General features: G+C 63.4%; 21 protein-coding genes. 16 read left to right on the forward strand and 5 right to left on the reverse strand.

The window, feature by feature from the left end; genetic code table 11:
* Nucleotides 1–4: 4 nt before the first annotated feature.
* The gene (locus NLY43_RS28300) at nt 5–790 is read right to left on the reverse strand and encodes an SDR family NAD(P)-dependent oxidoreductase (protein ID WP_023712143.1); all 786 of its coding nucleotides are present in this window, start codon (nt 788–790) and stop codon (nt 5–7) included.
* 82 nt (nt 791–872) lie between these two features.
* Between NLY43_RS28300 and uxuA the strand changes: the two genes are divergently transcribed.
* The 5 genes from uxuA (at nt 873) to NLY43_RS28325 (ending at nt 8,213) form a co-directional block, all read left to right on the forward strand.
* Complete coding sequence (gene uxuA / locus NLY43_RS28305; protein ID WP_023712142.1) at nt 873–2,057, forward strand: mannonate dehydratase; 1,185 nt, start codon at nt 873–875, stop codon at nt 2,055–2,057.
* Nucleotides 2,058–2,260: 203 nt separating this feature from the next.
* Nucleotides 2,261–3,550, forward strand: a complete 1,290-nt coding sequence (locus tag NLY43_RS28310) for a D-arabinono-1,4-lactone oxidase (RefSeq protein ID WP_023712141.1) — start codon at nt 2,261–2,263, stop codon at nt 3,548–3,550.
* Nucleotides 3,547–4,719 (forward strand): alanine racemase, encoded by a 1,173-nt coding sequence (locus NLY43_RS28315; protein ID WP_023712140.1) that lies wholly within the window; start codon nt 3,547–3,549, stop codon nt 4,717–4,719. The genes NLY43_RS28310 and NLY43_RS28315 overlap by 4 nt, the downstream gene beginning before the upstream one ends.
* A 79-nt stretch (nt 4,720–4,798) precedes the next feature.
* On the forward strand, nt 4,799–6,511 hold the full coding sequence (locus tag NLY43_RS28320; RefSeq protein ID WP_023712139.1) for an aldehyde dehydrogenase family protein: 1,713 nt from the start codon (nt 4,799–4,801) through the stop codon (nt 6,509–6,511).
* A 49-nt stretch (nt 6,512–6,560) separates the two neighbouring features.
* The gene (locus NLY43_RS28325; protein WP_023687896.1) at nt 6,561–8,213 is read left to right on the forward strand and encodes an FAD-binding dehydrogenase; all 1,653 of its coding nucleotides are present in this window, start codon (nt 6,561–6,563) and stop codon (nt 8,211–8,213) included.
* Nucleotides 8,214–8,452: 239 nt separating this feature from the next.
* On the opposite strand, the gene dgoD is transcribed toward NLY43_RS28325, so the two are convergent.
* Both dgoD and NLY43_RS28335 read right to left on the reverse strand, forming a co-directional pair.
* Nucleotides 8,453–9,601, reverse strand: coding sequence for a galactonate dehydratase (gene dgoD / locus NLY43_RS28330; protein WP_023668116.1), 1,149 nt, complete (start codon nt 9,599–9,601; stop codon nt 8,453–8,455).
* Between the two features lie 7 nt (nt 9,602–9,608).
* Nucleotides 9,609–10,298: a FadR/GntR family transcriptional regulator gene (locus NLY43_RS28335; protein WP_245259915.1), complete on the reverse strand. Its 690-nt coding sequence runs from the start codon at nt 10,296–10,298 to the stop codon at nt 9,609–9,611.
* Between the two features lie 245 nt (nt 10,299–10,543).
* Between NLY43_RS28335 and NLY43_RS28340 the strand changes: the two genes are divergently transcribed.
* The 4 genes from NLY43_RS28340 (at nt 10,544) to NLY43_RS28355 (ending at nt 14,881) form a co-directional block, all read left to right on the forward strand.
* Nucleotides 10,544–11,533: an arabinose ABC transporter substrate-binding protein gene (locus tag NLY43_RS28340; protein ID WP_023668118.1), complete on the forward strand. Its 990-nt coding sequence runs from the start codon at nt 10,544–10,546 to the stop codon at nt 11,531–11,533.
* Nucleotides 11,534–11,603: 70 nt separating this feature from the next.
* Nucleotides 11,604–13,115, forward strand: coding sequence for an L-arabinose ABC transporter ATP-binding protein AraG (gene araG, locus NLY43_RS28345; RefSeq protein WP_023712137.1), 1,512 nt, complete (start codon nt 11,604–11,606; stop codon nt 13,113–13,115).
* A gap of 11 nt (nt 13,116–13,126) precedes the next feature.
* The gene (gene araH / locus NLY43_RS28350) at nt 13,127–14,077 is read left to right on the forward strand and encodes an L-arabinose ABC transporter permease AraH (protein WP_023712136.1); all 951 of its coding nucleotides are present in this window, start codon (nt 13,127–13,129) and stop codon (nt 14,075–14,077) included.
* A gap of 24 nt (nt 14,078–14,101) precedes the next feature.
* Entirely contained in the window at nt 14,102–14,881 is a 780-nt protein-coding gene (locus tag NLY43_RS28355) for an SDR family oxidoreductase (protein ID WP_023712135.1), read from the forward strand.
* A gap of 62 nt (nt 14,882–14,943) precedes the next feature.
* Here the strand turns inward: NLY43_RS28355 and NLY43_RS28360 are convergent, their stop codons facing one another.
* On the reverse strand, nt 14,944–15,891 hold the full coding sequence (locus NLY43_RS28360; protein ID WP_023712134.1) for a GlxA family transcriptional regulator: 948 nt from the start codon (nt 15,889–15,891) through the stop codon (nt 14,944–14,946).
* 86 nt (nt 15,892–15,977) lie between these two features.
* On the opposite strand from NLY43_RS28360, the gene NLY43_RS28365 reads away from it, so the two are divergent.
* From NLY43_RS28365 to NLY43_RS28395, 7 genes are all read left to right on the forward strand, one after another.
* A complete protein-coding gene (locus tag NLY43_RS28365) occupies nt 15,978–16,685 on the forward strand; it encodes a DJ-1/PfpI family protein (RefSeq protein ID WP_023702130.1) in 708 nt (235 codons plus the stop codon).
* A gap of 121 nt (nt 16,686–16,806) precedes the next feature.
* A complete protein-coding gene (locus NLY43_RS28370; protein WP_023712133.1) occupies nt 16,807–17,541 on the forward strand; it encodes a FadR/GntR family transcriptional regulator in 735 nt (244 codons plus the stop codon).
* Nucleotides 17,538–18,734, forward strand: a complete 1,197-nt coding sequence (locus NLY43_RS28375) for a PLP-dependent transferase (protein WP_023712132.1) — start codon at nt 17,538–17,540, stop codon at nt 18,732–18,734. Before NLY43_RS28370 ends, NLY43_RS28375 begins: the two co-directional genes overlap by 4 nt.
* Nucleotides 18,735–18,760: 26 nt before the next feature.
* The gene (locus NLY43_RS28380; protein WP_023712131.1) at nt 18,761–20,038 is read left to right on the forward strand and encodes an ABC transporter substrate-binding protein; all 1,278 of its coding nucleotides are present in this window, start codon (nt 18,761–18,763) and stop codon (nt 20,036–20,038) included.
* 231 nt (nt 20,039–20,269) lie between these two features.
* Entirely contained in the window at nt 20,270–21,193 is a 924-nt protein-coding gene (locus tag NLY43_RS28385; RefSeq protein WP_023685296.1) for a carbohydrate ABC transporter permease, read from the forward strand.
* A complete protein-coding gene (locus tag NLY43_RS28390) occupies nt 21,193–22,041 on the forward strand; it encodes a carbohydrate ABC transporter permease (protein WP_023691354.1) in 849 nt (282 codons plus the stop codon). Before NLY43_RS28385 ends, NLY43_RS28390 begins: the two co-directional genes overlap by 1 nt.
* Nucleotides 22,042–22,044: 3 nt before the next feature.
* Nucleotides 22,045–23,112, forward strand: a complete 1,068-nt coding sequence (locus NLY43_RS28395) for an ABC transporter ATP-binding protein (RefSeq protein WP_023712130.1) — start codon at nt 22,045–22,047, stop codon at nt 23,110–23,112.
* Between the two features lie 2 nt (nt 23,113–23,114).
* On the opposite strand, the gene NLY43_RS28400 is transcribed toward NLY43_RS28395, so the two are convergent.
* Nucleotides 23,115–23,957: an AraC family ligand binding domain-containing protein gene (locus tag NLY43_RS28400; protein WP_081725414.1), complete on the reverse strand. Its 843-nt coding sequence runs from the start codon at nt 23,955–23,957 to the stop codon at nt 23,115–23,117.
* Nucleotides 23,958–24,127: the final 170 nt, after the last annotated feature.

Here is a 24,127-nt window from a genome sequence, read left to right on the forward strand (position 1 = left end):
AGCGCTACTTCACGCCGATACCTGCCGTCAGGCCGCCATCGATCCTGTAGTCCGCGCCGGTGCAGAAGCCGGCCTTCGACGAGCACAGGAAGGCGATGAGTTCCGCCACTTCCTCCGGTTCGCCGATACGGCCGAGCGGATGCGCCGCGCCGAAGCGCTTGTAGGCCTCTTCGACATCGGCATCGCTGCCGCCGTCACCGCGCGCAGCCTTCTCCAGGATCGGCGTGCGGATCGAGCCGGGGCTGACCGAATTCACCCGAATGCCTGCCGCCGCGTAGTCGAGCGCCAGCGAGCGCGTCAGCGTGTGGATGGCCCCTTTGGTCGTGGCATAGGCGGCGACGTTCTGCTGGCAGGCAAAGCCCTGCACCGATGCGACATTGACGATGGCGCCGCCACCGCGCTTGATCATTTCCGGAATGCCGAAATGCGCGGTCAGGTAGATCGAGCCGACATTGACCGTCATCGTTCGGTTCCAGGTTTCCCAGTCGGTGGTCGTCGCGGTGCCATAGGGATGGACGGCGGCTGAATTGACGATGACATCCAGGCCGCCGAACCTTGCGACGCCAGCCGCCACCGCGTCGCGCACCTGGTCGGAGATGGACACATCGGTTTCGATGACCAGCACCGCAGCTCCAGCGCTTTCCAGTTGCGCCTTCATCGCCGCGTTGGCGGCGCGGTCGATGCCGCAGGCGATGATTGCGGCGCCACCGGCCGCAAGGCGTGTGGCGGTTGCCAGGCCGATTCCGGTCGTCCCGGTCACCAGGGCGACCTTGCCGTCGAAATCCATCATTTCTAAAAACTCCTCCATTTTCTATCGACTCCCATCGGGGTCCAACAATAAGTTGCCAACCTCTCGCAGAAGGAAAGCCGAAATGGAACAATGCTGGCGCTGGTATGGGCCCGATGATCCGGTGACGCTCGATCATGTCAAGCAGGCGGGCGCCACCGGCGTGGTCTCGGCGCTCCACCATATCTATGACGGCCGGGCGTGGCCTGAGGCCGAAGTGCTGGAGCGCAAGCGCATTATCCAGGAAGCAGGACTGACCTGGTCGGTCGTCGAGAGCATTCCGGTCCATAATTCCTTCAAGATCGGCGCGCAGGAACGCGAGCGCTATGCCGGCTATTACCGCGATTCGATCCGCGCGCTGGCCAGGGCCGGCATCGCCACGATCTGCTACAATTTCATGCCGGTGGTGGACTGGACCCGCACCGATCTAGCCTACCGTCTGCCGACGACAGGCTACGCCCTGCGTTTTGATGCCGTTGATTTCGCCGCCTACGATCTGTTCGTGCTGAAGCGCAAGAACGGTGCTGACAGCTATACGCCGGCGCGTATTGCGCAAGCGGAAGCGCGGCTGAAGGAATTGTCGCCAGAGAAGATGGACCAGATCGAGCGCAATCTGATCGCCGGCCTTCCGGCTACAGAGCGCAAGTATGACCGCGACAGTTTTCGCGAGGCGCTTGCGGACTATGACGGAATCGGGCCGAAGGAGTTGCGCGGCAACCTCGCGTGGTTCCTGCGCGAGATCATTCCGGTGGCGGAAGAGGAGGGGGTGCGCATGTGTATCCACCCCGACGATCCGCCGTTTTCGCTCTACGGCCTGCCGCGCGTCGTTTCGACCGCCGAGGATGCGCGTTTCATTCTCAATGCCGTCGACAGCCAGGCCAATGGGCTGACGTTCTGCACCGGGTCCTACGGCACGCGCGCTGACAACGACATCGTCGCCATGGTCAAGGAATTCGCCGACCGCATCCACTTCGCCCATCTGCGCAACATCACCATCGAGGATGACGGCTCGTTCTACGAGGCCGAGCATCTCGAAGGCGGCACCGACATGGCGCATGTCATCCTGGCGCTGATGCAGGAGGAGGCGCGCCGCCGCAAGGAGGGCCGCGCCGACTGGCAAATCCCGATGCGGCCGGACCATGGCCACCTGCTCGCCGACGATATCGGCAAGACAAGGATCAATCCCGGCTACTCGCTGATCGGCCGCCTGAAGGGCTTGGCCGAATTGCGCGGCATCATGCGGGCCGTGGAAACGTTTGGGCTGGCTTGAAGGGGCAACGAACTTGCGTTCAATGCCGACGCCGGCTCAGCGTGCGTCGCTGTAGATAATGCGGCCGGCGCGGACGCAAGACACCTCCGATTGCCAGGTTGACAGAAAGCTGACAATGTATCATATCCGGAAAAGCTGACTATGTATCATATTATCTAGCGCTAGGAGAAAGACCGGCAAAGCCGGCGCCCCAGGGAGGGATCGTGGGAGAGGCTATCAGCCAGTGGAGCAATTGGTCGGGCTATGTCACGGCCACGCCGCAGGCTTTTGCCGAACCGCTGAGTCTCGATGAGCTGAGTGGTGCCATTCGCAACTCGCCGGGACCAGTTCGATTTGTCGGCACGGGCCATTCCTTTACGCCGCTGGTCAAGAATGACGGCACCATCCTGTCGCTCGACCGCTTCGAGGGCCTGAGGTCGCACGATCCCGAAAAACTGACGGCGCGGGTCGGCGCCGGCACCAAGATCGGCGCGCTGGCAAAGCTGTTGCACGGCGTCGGCCAGGCGCTGCCGAACATGGGCGACATCGACAAGCAGGCGTTCGGCGGGGCGCTCGGCACCGCCACGCACGGCTCGGGCATCACGCTTGGCGCGTACCACACCCAGCTCGAGGCGATGCAGATCGTCGACGGGCGTGGCGCGCTGAAAGAGTTCGACCGTGCCAAGAGCCCCGACATGATCGAAGCCATGGGCGCTTCGCTCGGCGCTTTCGGCGCCGTCACCGAAGTGACGATCCGCAACGTGGCGAGCTACCGGATGCGGCACCGCCGCTGGACGGCGCCGATCGCCGATGTGCTTGCGCAATTCGAAAGCACCATGACGGCGCATCGTTCGGCCGAGTTCTACTACGTGCCGTTTTCGGGCCAGGCGCTGCTGATTGCCAGCGACATCACCGAGGCGCCGGCGACGGTGCGTCCGCCGACGGAAGACGACGATGCGGTGACGACGCTGAGAAAACTGCGCGACTATCTCAGCTGGCTCCCTTGGCTGCGCCGCCGTCTCATCGGCTCGGCCTTCGCCAAGGTGCCGGCCGAGGATTATATCGAGGAGTGGCTGAAGGTCTTCACCTCCGAGCGCAACGTCAAGTTCAACGAAATGGAATACCACCTGCCGTTCGAGGAAGGGGCGGCCGCACTCAGCGAAATCATTGCGCTGCTCGAGACGCGGTTTCCAGAGGTCTATTTTCCGATGGAGGTGCGCGTCGTCGCGCCCGACAATGTCTGGCTCAGCCCCTTCTACAAGCGCCCGACCTGTTCCATCGCCATCCATCACGGCATCGAGCGCGATCCGATGGCGTTCTTCAACGCCGCCGAGCCGATCTTCAGGAAGCGCGGCGGCCGCCCGCATTGGGGCAAGATGCACAGCCTGACATCAAGGGAATTGAGCGCGCTCTATCCGCGCTGGAACGATGCGATGGCGGTCCGCCGCGAGATGGACCCGGACAACCGCTTCGTGTCGCCCTATATTGCCAGGCTGCTCGGCGTCGCGGCATGAGCCTGACCGACACCTATTTCGCGGAAATGTCGGGCGCGCTCAGGGCAGCCGGGATCTTTCAGCCTTGCCTGGTGCTCGATCTCGACCGGCTCGATCACAACATCGCTGCGATCAAGGCGAAGTTCGCCACGGGCCTCGATCTGCGCCTCGTCGACAAGTCGCTGCCATGCCTGCCGCTGATCGACTATATCCGCGCGGCGTTTGCGACCGACAGGCTGATGACCTTTCATCTGCCGATCAGCGCCGAGATGCTGAAAGTGTTTCCCCAAGTCGATCTCCTGTTGGGCAAGCCGATGCCGGTTGCCGGCGCCAGGCACGCGCTGACGAAGGGCGTTCTCGCCGGGCTCGGCGAAGCTACGTCGCGCATCGTCTGGCTGATCGATACCGAGGAGCGGCTGGCCGCCTATGGCTCGCTTGCCGCCGAGCTCGACCGCGAGCTGCGCGTCTGCTTCGAGGTCGATGTCGGCCTTCATCGCGGCGGTATCAGCGATCCCGACTCACTGGCCCGGGCAGTTTCCGCGTTGGCGAATTACCCGCGGCTGAAATGCGAAGGCGTCATGGCCTACGAGGCGCATATCGGCCATATCCCCAAACTGCTGGGAGGACCGGCCAAGGCGCGCGTCAAGGCGATCAGCCTGTTTCGCCAGTATGTCGCTTGCCTTGCCGCCGACCAGCGCAAGATCCTCAATCTTGGCGGCAGCAGCACCGCATTGCTCTATGACAGCTGGGTCGGCGCCAATGAATTGTCCATCGGATCGGCTTTTATGCTGCCGACCGATTTCGATGTGCCGAGCCTCAGCCAATTGCGGCCTGCCGCATTCATCGCGACGCCGATCCTGAAAGTGGTCGATTCCCAGGCGCCGGGCCTCGACCAGCGCTCCTGGCTGCTGCAGAAGCTCGGGCTGTTGCCGCGGCGCGGCTGTTTTCTCTATGGCGGAAAATGGATGGCGAAGCCCGTCCATCCCGTGGGGATGAAGACGGACAAGACGTTCGGCTTTTCGACCAATCAGCAATTCATGGCGCTGCCCGACAACGTCAATGTCGGGCCTGACGACTACGCCTTCCTGCGTCCGACGCAGGGCGAATTCGTGCTACAGCAGTTCGGTTCGATCCAGGTCTATTCCGGCGGGAAATTCGTCGAGCAATGGGCCGCACTGCCGTTTTCGTAGAGCAATTCCAGGAAAAGTGTGAAGCGGTTTTCCCACAGGAATTGCGTCAAACAAAGAGATCGAGGTGGAGGAGGATAGGATGGTTGCCAAAGCAGTCAAAACCCAGCCCGTGCAGCCTGAATGGGCAGCCGAACTCGACCTCGCGCTCACCGATCTCGACGCCAGGAAGGACGACTGGGCGCAGACCTCGAATGGCGAGCGGATCGCCTTGCTGCGGCAGGTCAAGGATCACATCCGCGAGGTCGCCGAGGCGTGGGTCAAAACCGCGACGCGCAAGAAGGGCATCCCGACCGGCTCGCCGCTGGAAGGTGAGGAATGGCTGGCTGGCCCGGCGGCGCTGATGGATGGCTGCAACCAGTTCATCCACACGCTGAGCCTGATGGAGGGCAAGAAGTTCCTCGACAGACTGCCGGTCCGCACCTTGCCTAGCGGACAGGTGGCGGTGACGGTGGTTCCGAATTCGCTTTGGGACAAGGTGCTGTTCACCGGGCTGAAGGCAGAGATCTGGATGCAGCCCGGCGTGACCAAGGCGAACCTCGCCGCAAACACCGCATCGGCCTATGACGCGCCGCGCACCAGCCGCAAGGGCAAGATCGGCCTCGTGCTCGGCGCCGGCAATGTCGCCTCGATCGCGCCGCTCGACTGCCTGCACAAGCTTTTGGTCGAGCACCAGGTGGTTCTGCTCAAGATGAACCCGGTCAATGATTACCTCGTTGATTTCCTGCGGCCGGCGCTGCGGCCGCTGATCGAATTCGGCGCGCTGCGCATCGTGCGCGGCGGCACCGATGTCGGTGCGTATCTGTGCAACCACGATCTCGTTGACGACATCCACATCACCGGTGCCGCCGCCTCGCATGACGCGATCGTCTGGGGTCCCGGCGAGGAGGGCCGCAAGAACAAGGCGGCGGGCACGCCGCGCAACAGCCGGCGTATCACCTCTGAGCTTGGCGGCGTGGCGCCGACCATCGTGGTGCCCGGCCCATGGTCGAATGCCGACATCGCCTACCATGCCGAACTGATCGCCACACAGAAGCTCAACAATTCCGGTTTCAACTGTATCGCCTGCCAAATGCTCGTGTTGCCCGAAGGCTGGGACAAATCCGACGCGCTTCTGGCAGCACTCAAAAAGGTGATGCAGAAAGCCCCGTCGCGCCCGGCCTATTATCCCGGCGCGACCGAGCGCCTCGCCGCCTTCGAGGCGCATGCCGACAGCGTACAGAAATTCGAGCGGCCCGGCGGGCCGGCCTGCGTGGTGGTGCCGTTCCGGCCGGGCACGGATACCTATCTCGAAAATGCCGAGGTGTTCGCGCCGGCGCTCAGCGTCATGCGGCTGCCGGCGGGCAATGCGGAATCCTATCTGCGCGCCGCTGTCGCCTACGCCAATGAAAAGCTGCACGGCACGCTTGCCGCCAACATCCTCATCCATCCCAGGACGATCGCCGAGATCGGCCGGCAGCGCTTCGAGGAAATCATTGCCGAACTGCGCTATGGCGGCATCGGCATCAATTCCTGGAGCGGCGTTCTGTTCGCGCTGCTGCGCCCGACCTGGGGTGCTTTCCCTGGCCACACGCTCGACGACGTGCAGAGCGGCATCGGCGTCGTCCACAACACCTATTTGTTCGACAGACCGGAACGCAGCGTGCTCGAAGCGCCGTTCCGCATCATGCCGAAGCCGGCCTGGTTCCTGACCCACAAAAGGGCACACATGGTCGGCCGCCTGATCACCGAGTTCAACTACCGGCCGAGCCTCATGAAGCTGCCGCGCATTATCTGGAACGCGCTGCGCGGCTAGCAACGAGCATCCGATCTCGAAAACAAAAGCCGGCACAGGAGCTACGACAATGGCTGACGCGGACGCAATCATCGTTGGCGGCGGGCTGGCCGGCCTGGCCGCAGCCGCGGAACTCGGCGATGCCGGCAAGCGCGTGATCATCGTCGAGCAAGAGGGTGGCGGTTTTCTCGGCGGCCAGGCATTCTGGTCGCTCGGCGGCCTGTTTTTGGTCAACACGCCCGAGCAGCGCCGCCTGCGCATCAAGGACAGCCGCGACCTCGCCTGGCAGGATTGGCTGGGTTCTGCCCAGTTCGACCGGCCCGAGGACCATTGGCCAAGGAAAGTGGCGGAAGCCTATGTCGATTTCGCCGCCGGCGAGATGCGGCCGTGGCTCTACGCCATGGGCATGCGCTGGTGGCCGGTGGTCGGCTGGGCCGAGCGCGGCGGCGCGCTGGCCAATGGCCACGGCAATTCAGTGCCGCGCTTCCACCTGACATGGGGCACTGGGCCGGGCGTGGTCGCGCCGTTCGAAAGGCGCGTGCGCGAGCACGTCGCCAAAGGGCTGATCACTTTGAAATTCCGTCATCAGGTCAGCCGGCTGATCAAGACCAACGGCGCGGTCACCGGCGTCGCGGGCGAAATCCTGGAGGCATCCGATGTCGAGCGCGGCAAGCAGTCGAGCCGCACGGCCGTCGGCGATTTCGACCTTTCGGCCGGTGTCGTGATCGTCACCTCCGGCGGCATCGGCGGCAATCATGAGTTGGTTCGCAAGGTCTGGCCGGTCGGGCGGCTGGGGCCAGCGCCGAAGCGTATGGTTGCCGGCGTGCCGCACCATGTCGACGGCCGCATGGTGGCGATCACCCAGGACGCCGGCGGGGCCGTCATCAACGCCGACCGCATGTGGCACTATGTCGAGGGCATCAAGAACTGGAATCCGATCTGGCCGAACCACGGCATCCGCATCCTGTCGGCGCCGTCGCCGCTATGGTTCGATGCTTTGGGACAACGCATGGAGGCGCCGTTCTTCCCGAGCTTCGATTCGCTCGGCACCTTGAAGCGTATCCTGTCGACGGGACACGATTATTCCTGGTTCGTGCTGAGCAAGACGATCGCTTCGAAGGAGTTCGTGCTGTCGGGTTCGGAGCAAAACCTAGACTTTACGGCCAAGGATTGGCGGGCCGTGCTGAAGAACCGGCGCGGCGGCAAGGCGCCACCATCGGTGGCAGCGTTCCTGGAAAAGGGCGAGGACTTCGTCGTCCGCGACAACCTGGCCGACCTGGTCGCCGGCATGAACGCGCTGTCAGGCGACAATCTGCTCGACTACGACCGGCTCAAGGCGCAGATCGTGGCGCGCGATCGCGAGGTCGACCATGCCTATACCAAGGATGCGCAGGTCACAGCCGTCCGCGGCGCCCGCAACTACATTGGCGACAAGATCTTCCGGGTGACCAAGCCGCACAAGATACTCGATCCCAGGCACGGCCCGCTGATCGCGGTGCGCCTCAACATCCTGACGCGCAAAACGCTTGGCGGCCTGCACACCAATCTCAATTCGCAGGTTCTCGACGGCAATGGCGAACCCATTGCCGGGCTCTATGCGGCAGGCGAGGTGGCCGGCGGCGGTGGCGGCGGCTATCACGGCTACAATGCGCTGGAAGGGACATTTCTCGGCAGCTGCATCTTCTCCGGCAGGAACGCAGGCCGGCACGCCGCGGGCAGGTGACGCGGCTGGCGGGCCAAGAAAAGGTCGATGAGAACAGGACATCCGCCATGTTCCATGGATAGCGACTGCTTTCGATCGCTTGCGGCAACCCAGGCGGTCAGCCGTTTGCGGCTTGCCGGCGCCGACGGTTCCCATGCGCTGGTGCTCGGCGCTGCGGCACATCAGAGGCCTGCGTTACGCTGGCGCCACCGCGAAATTGAGCTCGAGGTCCTGAAGGCCTGGCCGCAAGGTCGGCCGGGCTACCACTCGGCGAAGGAGCCGTCCTTGTGACGCCAGACCGGGTTGCGCCAGCGGTGGCCTTCCTTGGCCCTTTCCTTGACGTAGTCCTCGTCGATCTCGACGCCGAGGCCGGGACCATCGGGGATTGCGACATAGCCATCCTCGTAGCGAAAGACGTCCTTGTTGGCGGCATAATCGAGCAAATCGTTTGCGGCGTTGTAGTGGATGCCGAGGCTCTGTTCCTGGATGAAGCAGTTGTAGCTGACGGCATCGAGCTGCAGGCAGGCGGCAAGCGCGATCGGCCCGAGCGGGCAGTGTGGCGCCACCGCAATGTCATAGGCCTCGGCCATCGCCGCGATCTTGCGGCATTCGGTGATGCCGCCGGCATGCGACAGGTCCGGCTGGATGATATCGACGGCGCCTTGCTCGAACACCGACTTGAAATCCCAGCGGCTGTAAAGACGCTCGCCGAGCGCGATCGGCGTCGAGCCCAGCGCTGCGATCTCCTTCAGCGCCTCGCGGTTTTCGCTGAGCACCGGCTCCTCGATGAACATCAGCCGGTAGGGTTCCAACTCCTTGACCAGCATGCGCGCCATCGGCCGGTGGACGCGGCCGTGGAAATCGACGGCGATGCCAATGTTGGACCCAACGGCCTCGCGCACCATGGCGACTCGTTCGACAGCCGCATCTATTCTGTCATGGCTGTCGACGATCTGCAGTTCCTCGGTGCCATTCATCTTCAGCGCCTGGAAACCGCGCGAAACGACCTCCCTGGCGCCAGCAGCCACTTCCGCCGGCCGGTCGCCGCCGATCCAGGAATAGACCTTGATGCTGTCGCGCAACTTGCCGCCGAGCAGTTCATGCACAGGCACGCCGAGCGCCTTGCCCTTGATGTCCCACAGCGCCTGGTCGATTCCGGCAATGGCGCTCATCAGGATCGGCCCGCCGCGGTAGAAGCCGCCGCGATGCATCACCGTCCAATGGTCCTCGATCAGGCGCGGGTCCTTGCCGATCAGATAATCGCCAAGTTCCTTGACCGCTGCCTCGACTGTCAGCGCACGGCCTTCGACGACAGGCTCGCCCCAGCCGGTGACGCCGGCATCCGTCTCGATCTTCAGGAACAGCCAGCGCGGCGGGACGATGTAGGTGGTGAGCGAGATGATTTTCATGCTGGTCTCAGTTGTTCTTGAGTTTCTTGGCGCTGACCAGGTCGCGCGCCGCAAGGTCGAGGATCCGGCCTGCCGCCGCACGCGCCGCCGCGGCATCGCGCATGCGCAGCGCCTCCACCACCTCACGGTGCGCCGCCACCGCTTCCATGCGCCGGGCGAGCGAAATGGTCGCCGTTGCTTCGAGCGAGAATTTCAGCCCGGTGTCGATCAGATTGCCGATCTGGCGGAAGATCGGGTTGTGACTCGCAGCATAGACGATCTGGTGGAAGGTGATGTCGGAGCGCGAGAAGGCGGCGAGATCCTCGCCGGCATTGGCCATGCCGCGCCAGGCGGCTTCGAGATCGGCGATCTCCTGCAGCGTCGCACGAGTCGCCGCCAGTTCAGCTACCAGAGGTTCGATGGCGCGGCGCGTTTCGAGGATGGCGTCGAACAATTTGTCGTCCAGCGCATGCGGCGCGTGCCAGGCCAGCACCTGCGGGTCGATGATGTTCCAGTTGTCCTGTTCACATACAACCGTGCCGATGCGCGGCCGCGACAGCACCAGCCCCTTGGCGGCCAGCACCTTCAGCGCCTCGCGGATGACGGTGCGGCTGACGCCATATTCGACGCCGAGTTCGTTTTCGGTCGGCAGGGACGAGCCGGCGGGATAGCGTCCGGAAAAGATGTCTGAGGCAAGCGCCTTGGTCACATCGGGCATGACGCGCGGGCGGCGGGTGTCGCCTGATGCCTTCTTCGAAGTTTCGGTCACCTCAGCCCTCCTCCAAGGCGGCGAAACCACTGATCTCGCGTCTCCGGCCTTACCGGATGCGGAGGATTTACGCCAGCGATCCCTGGTCAGAGCATGTAGCTCAATTATCATACCAGATCAATTGACGAGTATGATAAAAAGAATTAGAGACTCTGCATCCGGGCTGAGCGCCCGGCCATCGCTGGGAGGTAATCATGCGACTTCTGAAGACCGCGCTCGTCGCGGGCGCGCTTGCCGTGCTGTCCGTCACGACCATCGCTGCATATGCTCAGGACACCAAGATAGGTTTTATCGTCAAACAGCCCGAGGAGCCGTGGTTCCAGGACGAATGGAAGTTCGCCGACCAGGCCGCCAAGGAGAAGGGTTTTACCCTGGTCAAGATCGGCGCCGAGGACGGTGAGAAGCTGATGTCGGCGATCGACAATCTCGGCGCGCAGGGCGCGCAAGGCTTCATCGTCTGCACGCCTGATGTTAAGCTCGGCCCCGGCATCGTCGCCAAGGCCGCCGCCAACAATCTCAAGCTGATGACGGTTGATGACCGTCTGGTCGGCGCAGACGGGAAGGCGCTGGAAGACGTGCCGCATATGGGCATTTCGGCGACCAAGATCGGCGAGGCCGTCGGCCAGGCGATCGTCGACGAAATGAAGGCGCGCGGCTGGAAGGCCGACGAGGTCGGCGCCATCCGCGTCTCCTATGATCAGTTGCCGACCGCCGTCGACCGGGTCGAAGGCGCCATTTCGGTGCTGAAGGCCAACGGCTTCAAGGCCGAAAACATCTTTGACGCGCCGCAGGCCAAGACCGATACCGAGGCTGCGCTCAATGCGGCGACGGTGGTACTCAACGCCCATGCCGACATCAAGAAGTGGGTCTCCTTCGGCCTCAACGACGAAGCCGTTCTCGGCGCCGTGCGCGCTTCCGAAAGCGTCGGCATCCCGGCCGAAAACGTGATCGGCGTCGGCATTGGCGGCGCGGATTCGGCGATCAACGAGTTCAAGAAGCCGACCGCCACCGGCTTCGTCGGCACGGTGATCATCTCGCCGAAGCGTCACGGCTACGAGACTGCGCTCAACATGTATGACTGGGTCGCCAACAACAAGGAACCCGAGAAGCTCATCCTGACCGCCGGTGCGCTGGCCAAGCGCGACGACTACCAGACGGTCCGCAAGGGTCTCGGCATCGAATAATCCTCCCTGTACAAACAGGCGGCGGCTCACAGTAGCCGCCTGTTTGGCATGGCAAAAGGATAGGCGCCCCATGTCCTTTCTCGACTTCTCGGAAATCACCAAGACCTATCCGGGCGTCAAGGCGCTGTCGGACGTCTCGTTCGGCGTCGACAAGGGCGCCGTGCACGGCCTGATGGGCGAGAACGGCGCCGGCAAATCCACGCTGATCAAGATCCTGTCCGGCGACCAGCATGCCGATGACGGCGAGATCCTCATCGACGGCAAGATGCAAGCCTATGCAACGACGCGAGATGCCTTCGACAATGGCGTCATCGTCATCCACCAGGAACTGCAGCTGGTTCCCGAGCTCACTGTTGCCGAAAACCTCAGCCTCGGCCGCTTCCCCGCCAACGCCGGCATCATCGCCCGTGCCAGGATGCTGGACGATGTTGGCGCCAAGCTGAAATCAGCCGGCATCGACATCGATATCAGCCGCAAGGTCAAGACGCTGTCGATCGGCGAGCGCCAGATGGTCGAGATCGCCAAGGCGATCATGCTCGACGCGCGCGTCATCGCTCTGGACGAGCCGACCTCGTCATTGTCGTCGCGCGAAAGCGAAATCCTGTTTGCCCTGATCGACCGCCTGCGCGGCGAGGGCAAGGTCATCATCTATGTCTCGCACCGGCTGGACGAAGTGTTCCGCCTCTGCGACAGCCTGACCGTGCTGCGCGACGGCAAGCTCGCGGCGCACCATGCGTCGCTGAAAAACGTCACACGCGACCAGGTCGTCGCCGAAATGGTCGGCCGCGAAATCTCCGATATCTGGGGGTTTCGCCCACGCCCGGCCGGCGATGTCCGGCTGAAGGTCGACGCTGTTTGCGGAGTAAAACTGACGACGCCCGCCAGCTTCGAGGCGAGGGCGGGCGAGATCGTCGGCTTCTTCGGCCTGATCGGCGCGGGGCGCTCGGAACTGATGCGGCTGGTGTTCGGCGCCGACCCGCGCTCAGGTGGCACCATTACCGTTGATGGCAAGGTCGTGCATGCCACCGATCCGCATGACGCGATCCGCGCCGGGATCGTTTTGTGCTCGGAAGACCGCAAGCATGACGGCATCATCCAGGGCCGCTCGATCGAGGAGAACATCAACATCTCGTCGCGGCGTCATCACACACGCTTCGGAATCCTGAACCGCGCTAGCGAGATCGCCACCGCCGAGACCTTCATTAAGAAGCTCAAGGTCCGCACGCCATCGCGCAAGCAGGACATCATCAACCTCTCCGGTGGCAACCAGCAGAAGGTCATTCTCGGCCGCTGGCTGTCGGAGCAGGGCGTGCGCGTGCTTATCGTCGACGAGCCGACACGCGGTATCGATGTCGGCGCCAAAGCGGAAATCTACGAACTGCTCTACCAGCTTGCCGAAGACGGCATGGCGATCGTCGTCGTCTCGTCCGAACTGCCGGAAGTGATGGGCATTTGCGACCGCATCCTGGTGATGTGCGGCGGGCGCATCAGCGCCGAACTCGCGCGCGACCAGTTCGCCGAAAAAGCGATCCTGGCCGCCGCTCTTCCCGATCAGAAAACCCCCGACGCGATCGCATCCTGAGGATCTTTGCCATGACCGATCAGTTGAAGAAGATCCTGCTCGGCGAACAGGGCCTCGTCGTCATCTTCATCGTCGCCTTCGTGCTGGTGTCGCTGCTGGTGCCGAATTTTCTGACCGACCGCAACATGCTCGGCCTGCTGCAATCGGTGGTCACCGTCGGCATCGTCGCCTGCACGATGATGTTCTGCCTCGCCGCGCGCGACTTCGACCTCTCGGTCGGTTCGATCGTTGCTTTCGCCGGCATGGTCGCGGTAATGGCGTCGAACTATGCCGGTTCGATCCTGCTCGGGCTTCTCGCGGCAATCGCCTGCGGCGCCTTGGTCGGCTTCATCAATGGCGTCGTCATCGCCAAATTCCGCATCAACGCGCTGATCACGACGCTTGCCACCATGCAGATCGTGCGCGGCCTTGCGCTGATCGCATCCGATGGCCGCGCCGTCGGCATCAACAGCCCGGATTTCTACCAGCTGGCGCTATCCAAGCTGTTCGGCATTCCGACGCCGGTCTGGGTCCTGGCCGTGCTGTTCTGCATCTTCGGTTTTGTCCTCAATCGTACCGTCTTCGGCAAGAACACGCTGGCCATCGGCGGCAACCCGGAGGCCTCGCGCCTGGCGGGCGTCAATGTCGACTGGACGCGCATCTGGATCTTTGCTCTGCAAGGCGTGGTCTGTGGCATCGCCGGCATCCTTTTGGCCTCGCGCATCACGTCGGGCCAGCCCAATGCGGCGGTCGGGCTTGAACTCTCGGTCATCTCGGCCTGCGTGCTCGGCGGCGTCTCGCTTGCCGGCGGCCGCGCCACCATGTCGGGCGTCATCGTCGGCGTGCTGATCATGGGCATTGCCGAAAACGCCATGAACCTGCTCAACATCCCAGCCTTCTACCAATACATTGTGCGCGGCGTGATCCTGCTGCTTGCCGTTTTGCTCGACAATCTGCGTTCGTCGGCACTGGGCCGGCGCTGACCATCTTCCAGTGGAGTGACAGCCATGGCTGAGCGCCTGTCCGGCAAACGCATCTTCCTCACCGGCGCCGCGCAAGGCATTGGGCTTGCCATCGCTGAAGCTTGCCTCGCCGAAGGGGCAAGGCTGTTCCTGGTTGATCGCGACGGCGCGCTGCTGGACAAAGCGGTCGCCGGCCTAGCAGCGCCGCAGGGCCATGTCGGGCATGTCTCAGCCGACATCAGCGACGGTGCCGCGATTGCCGCAGCCGTCGGTCAAGCGACCGACGCGATCGGGCCGATCAACGCGCTGATCAACAATGCCGGCATGAATGTGTTCTCGACGCCGCTCGAGGCGACCGAGGAGGAGTGGAACCGCAATTTCGACGTCAACGTCAAGGGCGCCTGGAACTGCGCCAAGGCGGTGCTCCCGGCAATGATCGCAAATGGCGGTGGCGCCATCCTTAACATCGCCTCGACGCACAGCTTCACCATCATCCCTCATACCTTCCCCTATCCCGTGGCCAAGCACGCGCTGCTTGGGCTGACCAAATCGCTGGCGCTGGAATATGCCGGGCAGGGCGTGCGCGTGAACGCCCTGGCGCCCGGCTATGTCGAGACGCAGAAGGCGACCGACTATTGGAACAGCTTTGCCGACCCGGCGGCCACGCGCGCCAGGACGCTGGCGCTGCATCCAGGCGGCCGCATCGCCTCGGCGCGCGAGATCGCGCTGGCCGCTGTGTTCATGATTTCTGAGGAGTGCCCGTTCATGAACGCGGCGACCCTCGTCGTCGATGGCGGGCTCAGCCAGCTACAGCATCCCGCCTGAACGCTGGAGAGGCTCTATTTCTACGGCGTCGACCGCCGGCTTAATGGCGCAAGCCGTAGCGATCAGAAACGCTCGCGATAGGCGCGCGGGTTGGTGCCCAGCACGCGCAGAAAGCCGCGCCGCATGGTTTCTTCCGAGCCGAAACCGCAGCGGCGGGCCGTCTGGTTGACGGGCTGGCCCCGCTCCAGCATCCGCCGCGCCGCCTCGATCCGGATCTCCTCGATCGCGCGGGCAGGTGTCCGGCCGGTGGCCTCGCGATAGCGCCGCGAGAAGCTGCGCGGGCTCATATTGGCGTGGTCGGCCAACTGCGTGAGCGACAGGTCACCGGCCAGATTTTCGAGGATCCAGCCATGCAGCCGGTCGAAGCGTCCGTCGCCTTGCTGCAGCTTGAGGGTCTGGCTGAATTGCGCCTGGCCACCGGGACGTTTCAGGAAGACCACCAATTCGCGCGCCACGGCAAGCGCCGTGTGCCGGCCAAGGTCGGCCTCGACGAGGGAGAGGGCGAGATCGATCCCCGCCGTTACACCAGCTGATGTCCAGACATTGCCGTCACGAATGAAGATCGGGTCAGGTTCGAGGCGGACCGCGGGAAAGCGGCGGGCGAACTCCGCGCAGCGTCCCCAATGGGTCACCGCGCGACGCCCGTCGAGCAGGCCAGCCGTCGCCAGCAGCATGGCGCCGCTGCAGACGGAAGCGGTTCGCGTGGCATCGCGCGAGCGGCTGGCGATCCACTGGATCAGCACGGGATCGTCGCAGGCCGCGTTGACGCCCCATCCGCCGGGCACGACCAGCGTGTCGATCTTACCTCCGTTCGCCGGCAGCACTGCTGCCTCCAGCACGAGACCGGCCGATGTCCGGATGCGCGGTGAGGCGGCGACGACCACGACCTCGTAAGGAGCCGGTTCGCCGGCCTGCCTTTTGAAATCATTGGCGCTGGCAAAGACCTGCAGCGGTCCGCTGACGTCGAGGAGCTGGATGTCGGGATAGGCAAGTACTTCGATACGGCGCATTGGTTTGGCCCGAAGCGAGGGATGAATGGCAATCGTGCCAAACCATGATGCCGTAGATTGCCGGAAGTCAACCCACGGAGATTTCCATGCCCCTTCGTTTCGGCATCCTCGTATTCCCCGACGTCCAACAACTCGACCTCACCGGCCCATACGAAGTCCTGGCATCGGCCAAGGATGCCGAGGTGGAACTGATCTGGAAGGATCGCAACCCGGTGACGTCATCGACGCGCCTCTCGCTGACGCCAACCGCGACCTTTGACGATTGCCGGCCCCTCGACGTGCTGTGCATTCCTGGCGGGGGCGGGGTCAACGCGCTGCTGGAGGACCAGACAGTCCTCGATTTCGTGTGGGAGCGCGCGGGGCAGGTGCGCTACATCACCTCCGTTTGCAGCGGTGCCCTGGTGCTTGGGGCGGCCGGACTGCTGAGGGGCAAGCGCGCGACCACGCACTGGTATGCGCATGATTTCCTTGAGGAGTTCGGAGCGATCCCGGTCGACGAGCGTATCGTCGAAGACGGCAAGCTCATCACCGCCGGCGGCGTCACTTCGGGGATCGACTTCGGCCTGGCGCTGGTTGCGAGGCTGCTTGGACAGGAGGAGGCCGAGATCGTGCAGCTCTCGCTCGAATACGCCCCGGCTCCCCCCTTTCGGTCCGGCACGCCCGCCGAGGCGTCGCCTGCGGTGCTGGCGCAGGCAAAAAAGCGCCTCTCTGCTTCGAGGCGGGTTCGCGAGGCAATCTTCGCTCGCTGGCGCGAGGCTCGCGCCGCCGCTGCGCCGGCGCGCATCCACGGCTGAAGCAGCAAGGCCGAAGGTGCATCCCCTGGCCCTTCGGCCTCGCTGCGTTTCCACTGTTGACAGGTCCCTTCGTCTGTGCAGAAATTGGTTGGACCATTGAACCACTTCGGTAATAGCCCCGGTGACCGAATTCAGCCTTCCGCCGATCCAGACGACGGCCCGCGACGACGCGGTGCTGAAGGCGTTGGCCGGCTTCGTCATGCGCGAGAAGCTGCAACCCGGTGAGAGGCTGCCGACCGAACGCATCCTCGCTGAGCGTCTGAAGGTCAGCCGCAACACGGTGCGCGAGGCGCTGACGCGCTGGGAAGGGCTTGGCCTGGTCGAGCGCCGGCAGGGCTCGGGCACCTATCTCAAGGCCGCCGTCTCGCTCGACATGCTGCACATGCCGCTGACGCTTGCCGGCGGCAATGATTTCACCGGCCTGATGCGCACGCTGGAAATCCGCCGCGCGCTGGAAGCGGAAGCCGCCGCCCTTTGCGCCATTCGTGCCGACAAGGACGACCTCGCCGAGATCGAGCGCAAGCTCGACATCATGGAGGAAGAGTTTCTCAGCCGCGCCGGCATGTCGTCGGAAGAGGACTGGGAATTCCATCAGGCGATCTACCGCGCCTGCGGCAATCCGCTGTTCGAGCAGATTATCGCCGCCATGCACGAACTGTTCCACCGCTTCTGGGAACATCCGCTCGGCGTGCGCGATTTCGGCCACGCAAGCTTTCCCTACCACCGCACCATGTTCGACTGCATCGCCGCGCACGATCCGGAAGGCGCCCGGGCCGAAGCGCTGAAGCTGATCGCCACGGTCGAGGACGATTTGAAGCGCGGCGCCGCCAACCTCAAACTTTCGGTCCGCACATGAACGAGCACAGCTTCGACCCAGGCATTTCCGGCAGCGACTATCTTGCCGAGGCGGCGACGCTTCTGGCGCATGACGACCCGTTCCCCGGCAATGCGGTGGTGCCGCCGATCTACCAGACCTCGCTGTTCACCTTCGCCAGCTATGCCGACATGGCCGACACCTTTGCCGGGCGCAGGAAACAGCCGATCTATTCGCGCGGCGACAATCCGACGGTGATGGAATTCGAGTCGCGCGTCGCAGCGCTTGAAGGTGCTGAAGCCGCACGTGGTTTTTCGAGCGGCATGGCTGCGATCAGCGCGACGTTGCTGGCTTTCGTCGGCGCAGGCGAACGCATCCTTGCGGTGCGCAATTGCTATGGCGACGCCTACCGACTGTTCGAGCGGCTGTTTCCGCGCCTGCATATCAAGGTCGACTATGTCGACGGCTCCGATCCGGATGCGGTGGCCGCGGCACTTCCCGGTGCGAAACTGCTCTACCTGGAAAGCCCGACCTCGATGATGTTCGAGCTGCAGGATCTCGAACATCTGACGCGGCTGGCGAAAGAGCAGGGCATCGTCACCACAATCGACAATTCCTGGGCGACGCCGGTGTTCCAGAAGCCGATCCTGCACGGCGTCGATCTGGTGCTGCACTCGGCCTCGAAATATCTCGGCGGCCACAGCGATACCGTCGCCGGTGTGGTGGCGGGCTCGGCCGCCCATATCAAGCACATCAACGACCAGACCTACTCGCAGCTTGGCGCAAAGCTGTCGCCCTTCGAGGGCTGGCTGCTGTTGCGCGGCCTGCGCACGCTGCCGCTGAGACTGCCGCATCACATGAAGAGCGGGCTCATCATCGCCGAGCGCTTGAAGGCGCATGACAAGGTCGAGCGGGTCAATCATCCCGCCTATTCCAACCATCCCGGCAAGAAGACGCTTGCCGGCTATGCCGGGCTGTTCTCCTTCGAGGTGACGGAGGATGTCGACATTCCCGCTTTCGTCGATGCGCTGAAATTTTTCCGCATCGGCGTCAGCTGGGGCGGTCATGAAAGCCTCGTCGTGCCGGCAAAGGCCTCGCTCGAGCAGACACCGGGTCTCAATTCGATGGCGCGCTTCGGCGTCAGCCCCCGAACCATCCGCTTCAATGTCGGATTGGAAAGCGTCGAAGACCTCTGGGCCGACATCGGCCAGGCCTTCGACAAAGCAAAAAAATGACTGGGTTCAAAATGGGAGTTCTGAACATGAAACGACTGAGCATCATGCTTGCCACCGCTGCCGGCCTGGCGATGTCCGCCAGCGGCGCGCTGGCCGATACCACCCTCAAGCTGGTCGAGGTCATCACCAGCCCGCAGCGCACCGAATTCCTGAAGAAGCAGATCGCCGAGTTCGAGGCCGCCAATGCCGGCGTCAAGGTCGAGGTGGTCTCGCTGCCCTGGGGGCAGGCTTTCGAGAAATTCCTCACCATGGTGCAGGCCGGCGATACGCCCGACATCGTCGAGATGCCGGAGCGCTGGATGGGCCTGTACGCCACCAACGGCCAGCTCGAGGATCTCGGCCCTTACATGGCCAAATGGGACGACGCCAAGACGCTGGGCGACCGCGCCAAGCAATTCGGCTCGACCGTCAACAACACCCAGTTCATGATCCCGTACGGCTACTATGTGAATGCGCTGTTCTGGAACAAGAAGTTGTTCAAGGAGGCCGGTCTCGACGGCCCGCCGGCGACACTCGACGACTTCATCGCCGACTCCAAGAAGATCTCCGCCATTCCAGGCAAGTACGGCTATTGCCTGCGTGGTGGGCCGGGCGCCTTCAACGGCATGCACATGTTCATGAACATCGCCGCTGGCAAGGGCGGCTACTTCAACGAGGACGGCACCTCGACCATCAACGAGGAGGGCTCGGTCAAAGGCCTGCAGATGCTGGCCGACATGTACAAGGACGGGCTGGCGCCCAAGGATGCGGTGAGCTGGGGCTTTAACGAGACCGTCACCGGCTTCTATTCCGGCACCTGCGCCATGCTCAACCAGGATCCGGATGCGCTGATCGGCATTGCCGACAAGATGAGTGCCGACGATTTTGCCGTGGCGCCGCTGCCTGTGGGGCCAAGCGGCAAATCCTATCCGACGCTGGGCTATGCCGGCTGGGCGATGTTCGCAAATTCGCAGCACAAGGACGATGCCTGGAAGCTGATGGCGACGCTGTTGTCGCCCAAGGACAATCTCGAATGGGCCAAGGAAGTCGGCGTCGTGCCGATCCACAATGGCGCCGACCAGGATGGCCACTTCAAGACCGAGCAGTTCAAAGGCTGGTTCACCGAACTCAGCGACACTTCCAAATATGAAATGGTGACGCCGCCGACACATCTGGAGAACCTCGGCAATTTCGTCGACCAGGTGGCGATCAAGAATTTCCAGGAAGTGCTGCTCGGCCAGAAGTCGGCCAAGGACGTTGCCGATCAATGGGCCGCGTTCCTGACCAAGGAACAGCAGGACTGGCTGGCCAAGAACAAGAAGTAGTTCTTCCACCTTCTCCCCGTTTACGGGGAGAAGGTGGCCCGAATGCATGTCGCCCAAAAGTGCGTAGCGGTTTTGGGACAACGACATGCACAGACAGGCCCGGATGAGGGGCAGCGCGAGCACCCCAAGGCTGGCGCCGCCCCTCATCTGCCTGCCGGCATCTTCTCCCCGTGAACGGGGAGAAGGGTGCTGTTGCCGCTGTCGGCACCCACCCATGATTGTTGAGCGCTAATGACTTATGCCGTGTCCGAAATACGATCCGCCGGCCGGCCGCGAAAGAAGCGGCTGACGCATGCAGCAATCGAGCCCTGGCTTTATCTCAGCCCGGCGATCGTTCTGCTGGTCGTGGTGCTGCTGGTGCCGCTGATCATCGGCATCAGCTATTCGTTCCGGAAGTTCTCCGCCTTCAAATCCGAATATGTCGGTCTAGGCCAGTATCAGGCGATGCTGACCGACCAGGTGCTGGGGCAGGCGCTGGTCAACACGCTGTGGTGGACCGTCGCCAGCCTGTTCTTCCAGTTCTTCCTCGGCCTGGGTCTGGCGTTGCTGCTCGACAAACCGTTTGTCGGGCGCAAGTTCGTGCAGGCGGTGGTGTTCCTGCCCTGGGCGGTGCCATCTTTCCTGTCGGGCCTGACCTGGGCGTGGCTGTTCAATCCGATCATCGGACCACTGCCGCATTGGCTCTTCACGCTCGGGCTGAAGGCCGAGCCGACCAATGTGCTGTCCGATCCGGCGACCGCCATGTGGGGGCCGATCATCGCCAACATCTGGTTCGGCATTCCGTTCTTCGCCATCACGCTGCTGGCGGCGCTGAAGTCGATCCCGTCGGAACTGCATGAGGCGGCCGCAATCGACGGCGCTTCGCCTTGGCAGCGCTTCACCAAGGTGACGCTGCCGTTCCTGGCGCCGACCATCGTCATCACCGTCATGCTGCGTACGATCTGGATCGCGACCTTCGCCGATCTGATCTTCGTCATGACCGAGGGCGGGCCGGCCGGCTCGACCAGCACGGTGCCGGTCTACATCTATGTCAGCGCCTTCAAGTCGCTGGACAAGGGCTATGCCTCCGCGGTGGCGGTGCTGCTACTGGTACTGCTCATCGCCTATGCGATCGCGCTGATCGCCATCCGCCGGTTGCTGGTGAGGCACGTCTGATGATTGCCGGACGCTCTACCTCCTCGCGCATCTTCAGCGGCGTCGGCCTCTACGCGGCGATTGCCGCCTATATGATCTTCGCCCTGTTCCCGATCTTCTGGACGCTGAAGATTTCGGTGACGCCGGAGCGGCTGCTCTATTCCGAGGGCATCACGCTGTGGCCGTCGCAGACGACCTTCCGCAACTTCATCACTGTCCTGGAAGCCTCTGACTTCCCCCGCTATTTCCTCAACAGCGTCATCGTCTCGGTGTCGACCGCGGCGCTCGTCACGGTCATCGCCACCCTCGCCGGCTACGCCATGTCGCGCTTCACCTTTCGCGGCAAGGCGACCCTGGCGATCATGCTTTTGCTCACGCAAACCTTTCCGCTGGTGATGGTCATTCCGCCGATCTACCGCGTCATGGGCGAGCTTGGCCTGACCAACAGCCTGGTCGGTCTGATCATCATCTACACGGCCTTCAACACCGCCTTCGCCACCTTCCTGATGCAGTCCTTCTTCGACGGCATTCCGAAGGATCTGGAGGAAGCGGCGATGATCGACGGCTGCACGCGGGCGCAGGCGATGCGCAAGGTGATCGTGCCGCTGACCTTGCCCGGCATGGGCGCCACGCTTGGCTTCGTCTTCACCGCCGCCTGGAGCGAATTGCTGTTCGCGCTGATGCTCATTTCCAGCGACGACCAGAAGACGTTTGCCGTCGGCCTGCTCACCTATATCGGCAAGTTCGCCGTCGACTGGGGGCAGATGATGGCGGCGTCGATCCTGGCGCTGATCCCGGTCTGTATCTTCTTCGCCTTCCTGCAACGCTATCTCGTCACCGGCCTCACCGCCGGCGCGGTCAAAGGATAATTGATGGCTTCCGTCACGCTGCAAAACGTCGAGAAGGACTACGGTTCGCTGCGCATCCTGCACGGCGTCGACCTCGAGATCGCCGACGGCGAGTTCGTCGTTCTGGTCGGCCCGTCCGGCTGCGGCAAGTCGACCCTTTTGCGCATGATTGCCGGGCTGGAGGAAGTGTCGGGCGGCGAGATCCATATCGGCGATCGGCTGGTCAACGATGTCGCGCCGAAGGACCGCGATATTGCCATGGTGTTCCAGTCCTACGCGCTCTATCCGCACATGGATGTGTCGTCGAATATGGGCTTCAGCCTGCTGTTGAAGAAGGCGGAGAAGACGAGGATCGACGGCAGGGTAGGGGCGGCGGCAAAGCGGCTCGGCCTCGACAATTTTCTCGGCCGTCTGCCCAGGCAACTGTCCGGCGGCCAGCGCCAGCGCGTCGCCATGGGCCGGGCCATCGTGCGTGATCCCAAAGTGTTCCTGTTCGACGAACCGCTCAGCAATCTCGACGCCAAATTGCGCGTCCATATGCGCGCCGAGATCAAGGCGCTGCACCAGCAGCTCAAGACCACATCGGTCTATGTCACCCACGACCAGATCGAAGCCATGACTATGGCCGACCGCATCGTCGTCATGCATGACGGTTACGTCCAGCAGGTCGGCCATCCGCTCGAACTCTACGATCGGCCGATCAACACCTTCGTCGCCGGCTTCATCGGCTCGCCCGGCATGAACTTTTTTCCGGCGACAGTGGCCAAGGCCGGCAAGGTGGACGCGGTGCTGGCCGACGGCCAGAAGCTGAGATTGCCTGATGGCTTGCCATTGAAGGATGGCGATGTGCTCACCGTCGGGCTACGGCCGGAGCACATCCAGCTTGCCGACGATGGTCCGCTCAGGGCAGAGGTCGAGGTGGTCGAGCCGCTCGGCCTGTCGACGCAGTTCTATGTCCGGCTCGCCAACCAGCTGGTTTGTGTCTTCGTCATGGGACGCAGCACTATCCGGCCTGGCGATAAGGTGCGGCTGTCTGCCGATCCGGCGGCGCTGCATCTGTTCGATCCCGCAAGCGGCAACCGCATCGGGTAATCCTATCGAAGGCTGCCCAGGCTGGCATACATGCCGGTGGTGCGGAACTGCGTCGGGTTGATGCCGTAGAGCCGGCGGAAGACTTTCGAGAAATAGTTGGCGTCCTCGAAGCCGCACAGGATGGCGACCTCCTTGACCGGCAGGAAATCGGCTTTGGTTAGCAGCTTCGCCGCCCGCTGCAGCCGCTGCTGCAGCACGAACTCGGCCGGCGGAACGCCTTCGCTCTCGGCGAAGCAGCGCGAGAAATGGGCGCGGCTGAGGCCGCTGATCTGGACGAGCTCGGCCACGGGCAAGGGCTTGTCGAGATTGGCGTTGATATGATCGATGACCGGCTGCATGACGCTCTGTTTCTCAGTGAAGGCGTGCGAGCCGAAGACATCGTCGTAAAGCGCCATCGCCGCCTCATAGGCGATTGCCGAAGCAGCGCCAGGCGAAGCGCCGCCCTTGATCAGGCGCAGGCTGCAATCGGCGAGATGATCGATCGTCTCCGGCTGCAGCCGAAACACCGGGCCGGAGACGCTGAGTATGGATTTGTGGACGCGCAGCGCCTCCTCGCCATTCATCGAGATCCAGAAATATTCCCAGCGGTCGCCCTTCTCCAGCCAGTAGCGATGGTTGTGTGGCACCAGCACCAGCAGCGTGTCGTTGGCCTGCAGGCGGTAGTTGCGGTTCTCGTAGCGCAGCTGGCCGGTGCCGCTGATCGTGTGCTGCAGCACGGTGAACGGTGTCTGGCCGCGCTTGCGCCCATCCCAGTCATAGGTCACGCCCTCGCGTACTTCATAGCCGGTGCTGGTTGGCATGGCATGCAGGCGCTGGCGGCCGCGCGGCAGCGAGATGGTGCGCATCAACTGTCCGTTGGCGATCAGATCATGCAGCACAAAATTACCCTCGAAAGCATAATCGTTCTCTGGCCGCGCCCTGGAATAACGGCATAATCCAAATCCTGAGAACGCGAAAGACCCGCGGTCGAGGAGCGGGCGGGGAGGAGAACGAGCCGGAATTCCGGCTCGAATGG

This window comes from Mesorhizobium sp. C416B, from assembly GCF_030323165.1.
Taxonomy (GTDB): domain Bacteria; phylum Pseudomonadota; class Alphaproteobacteria; order Rhizobiales; family Rhizobiaceae; genus Mesorhizobium.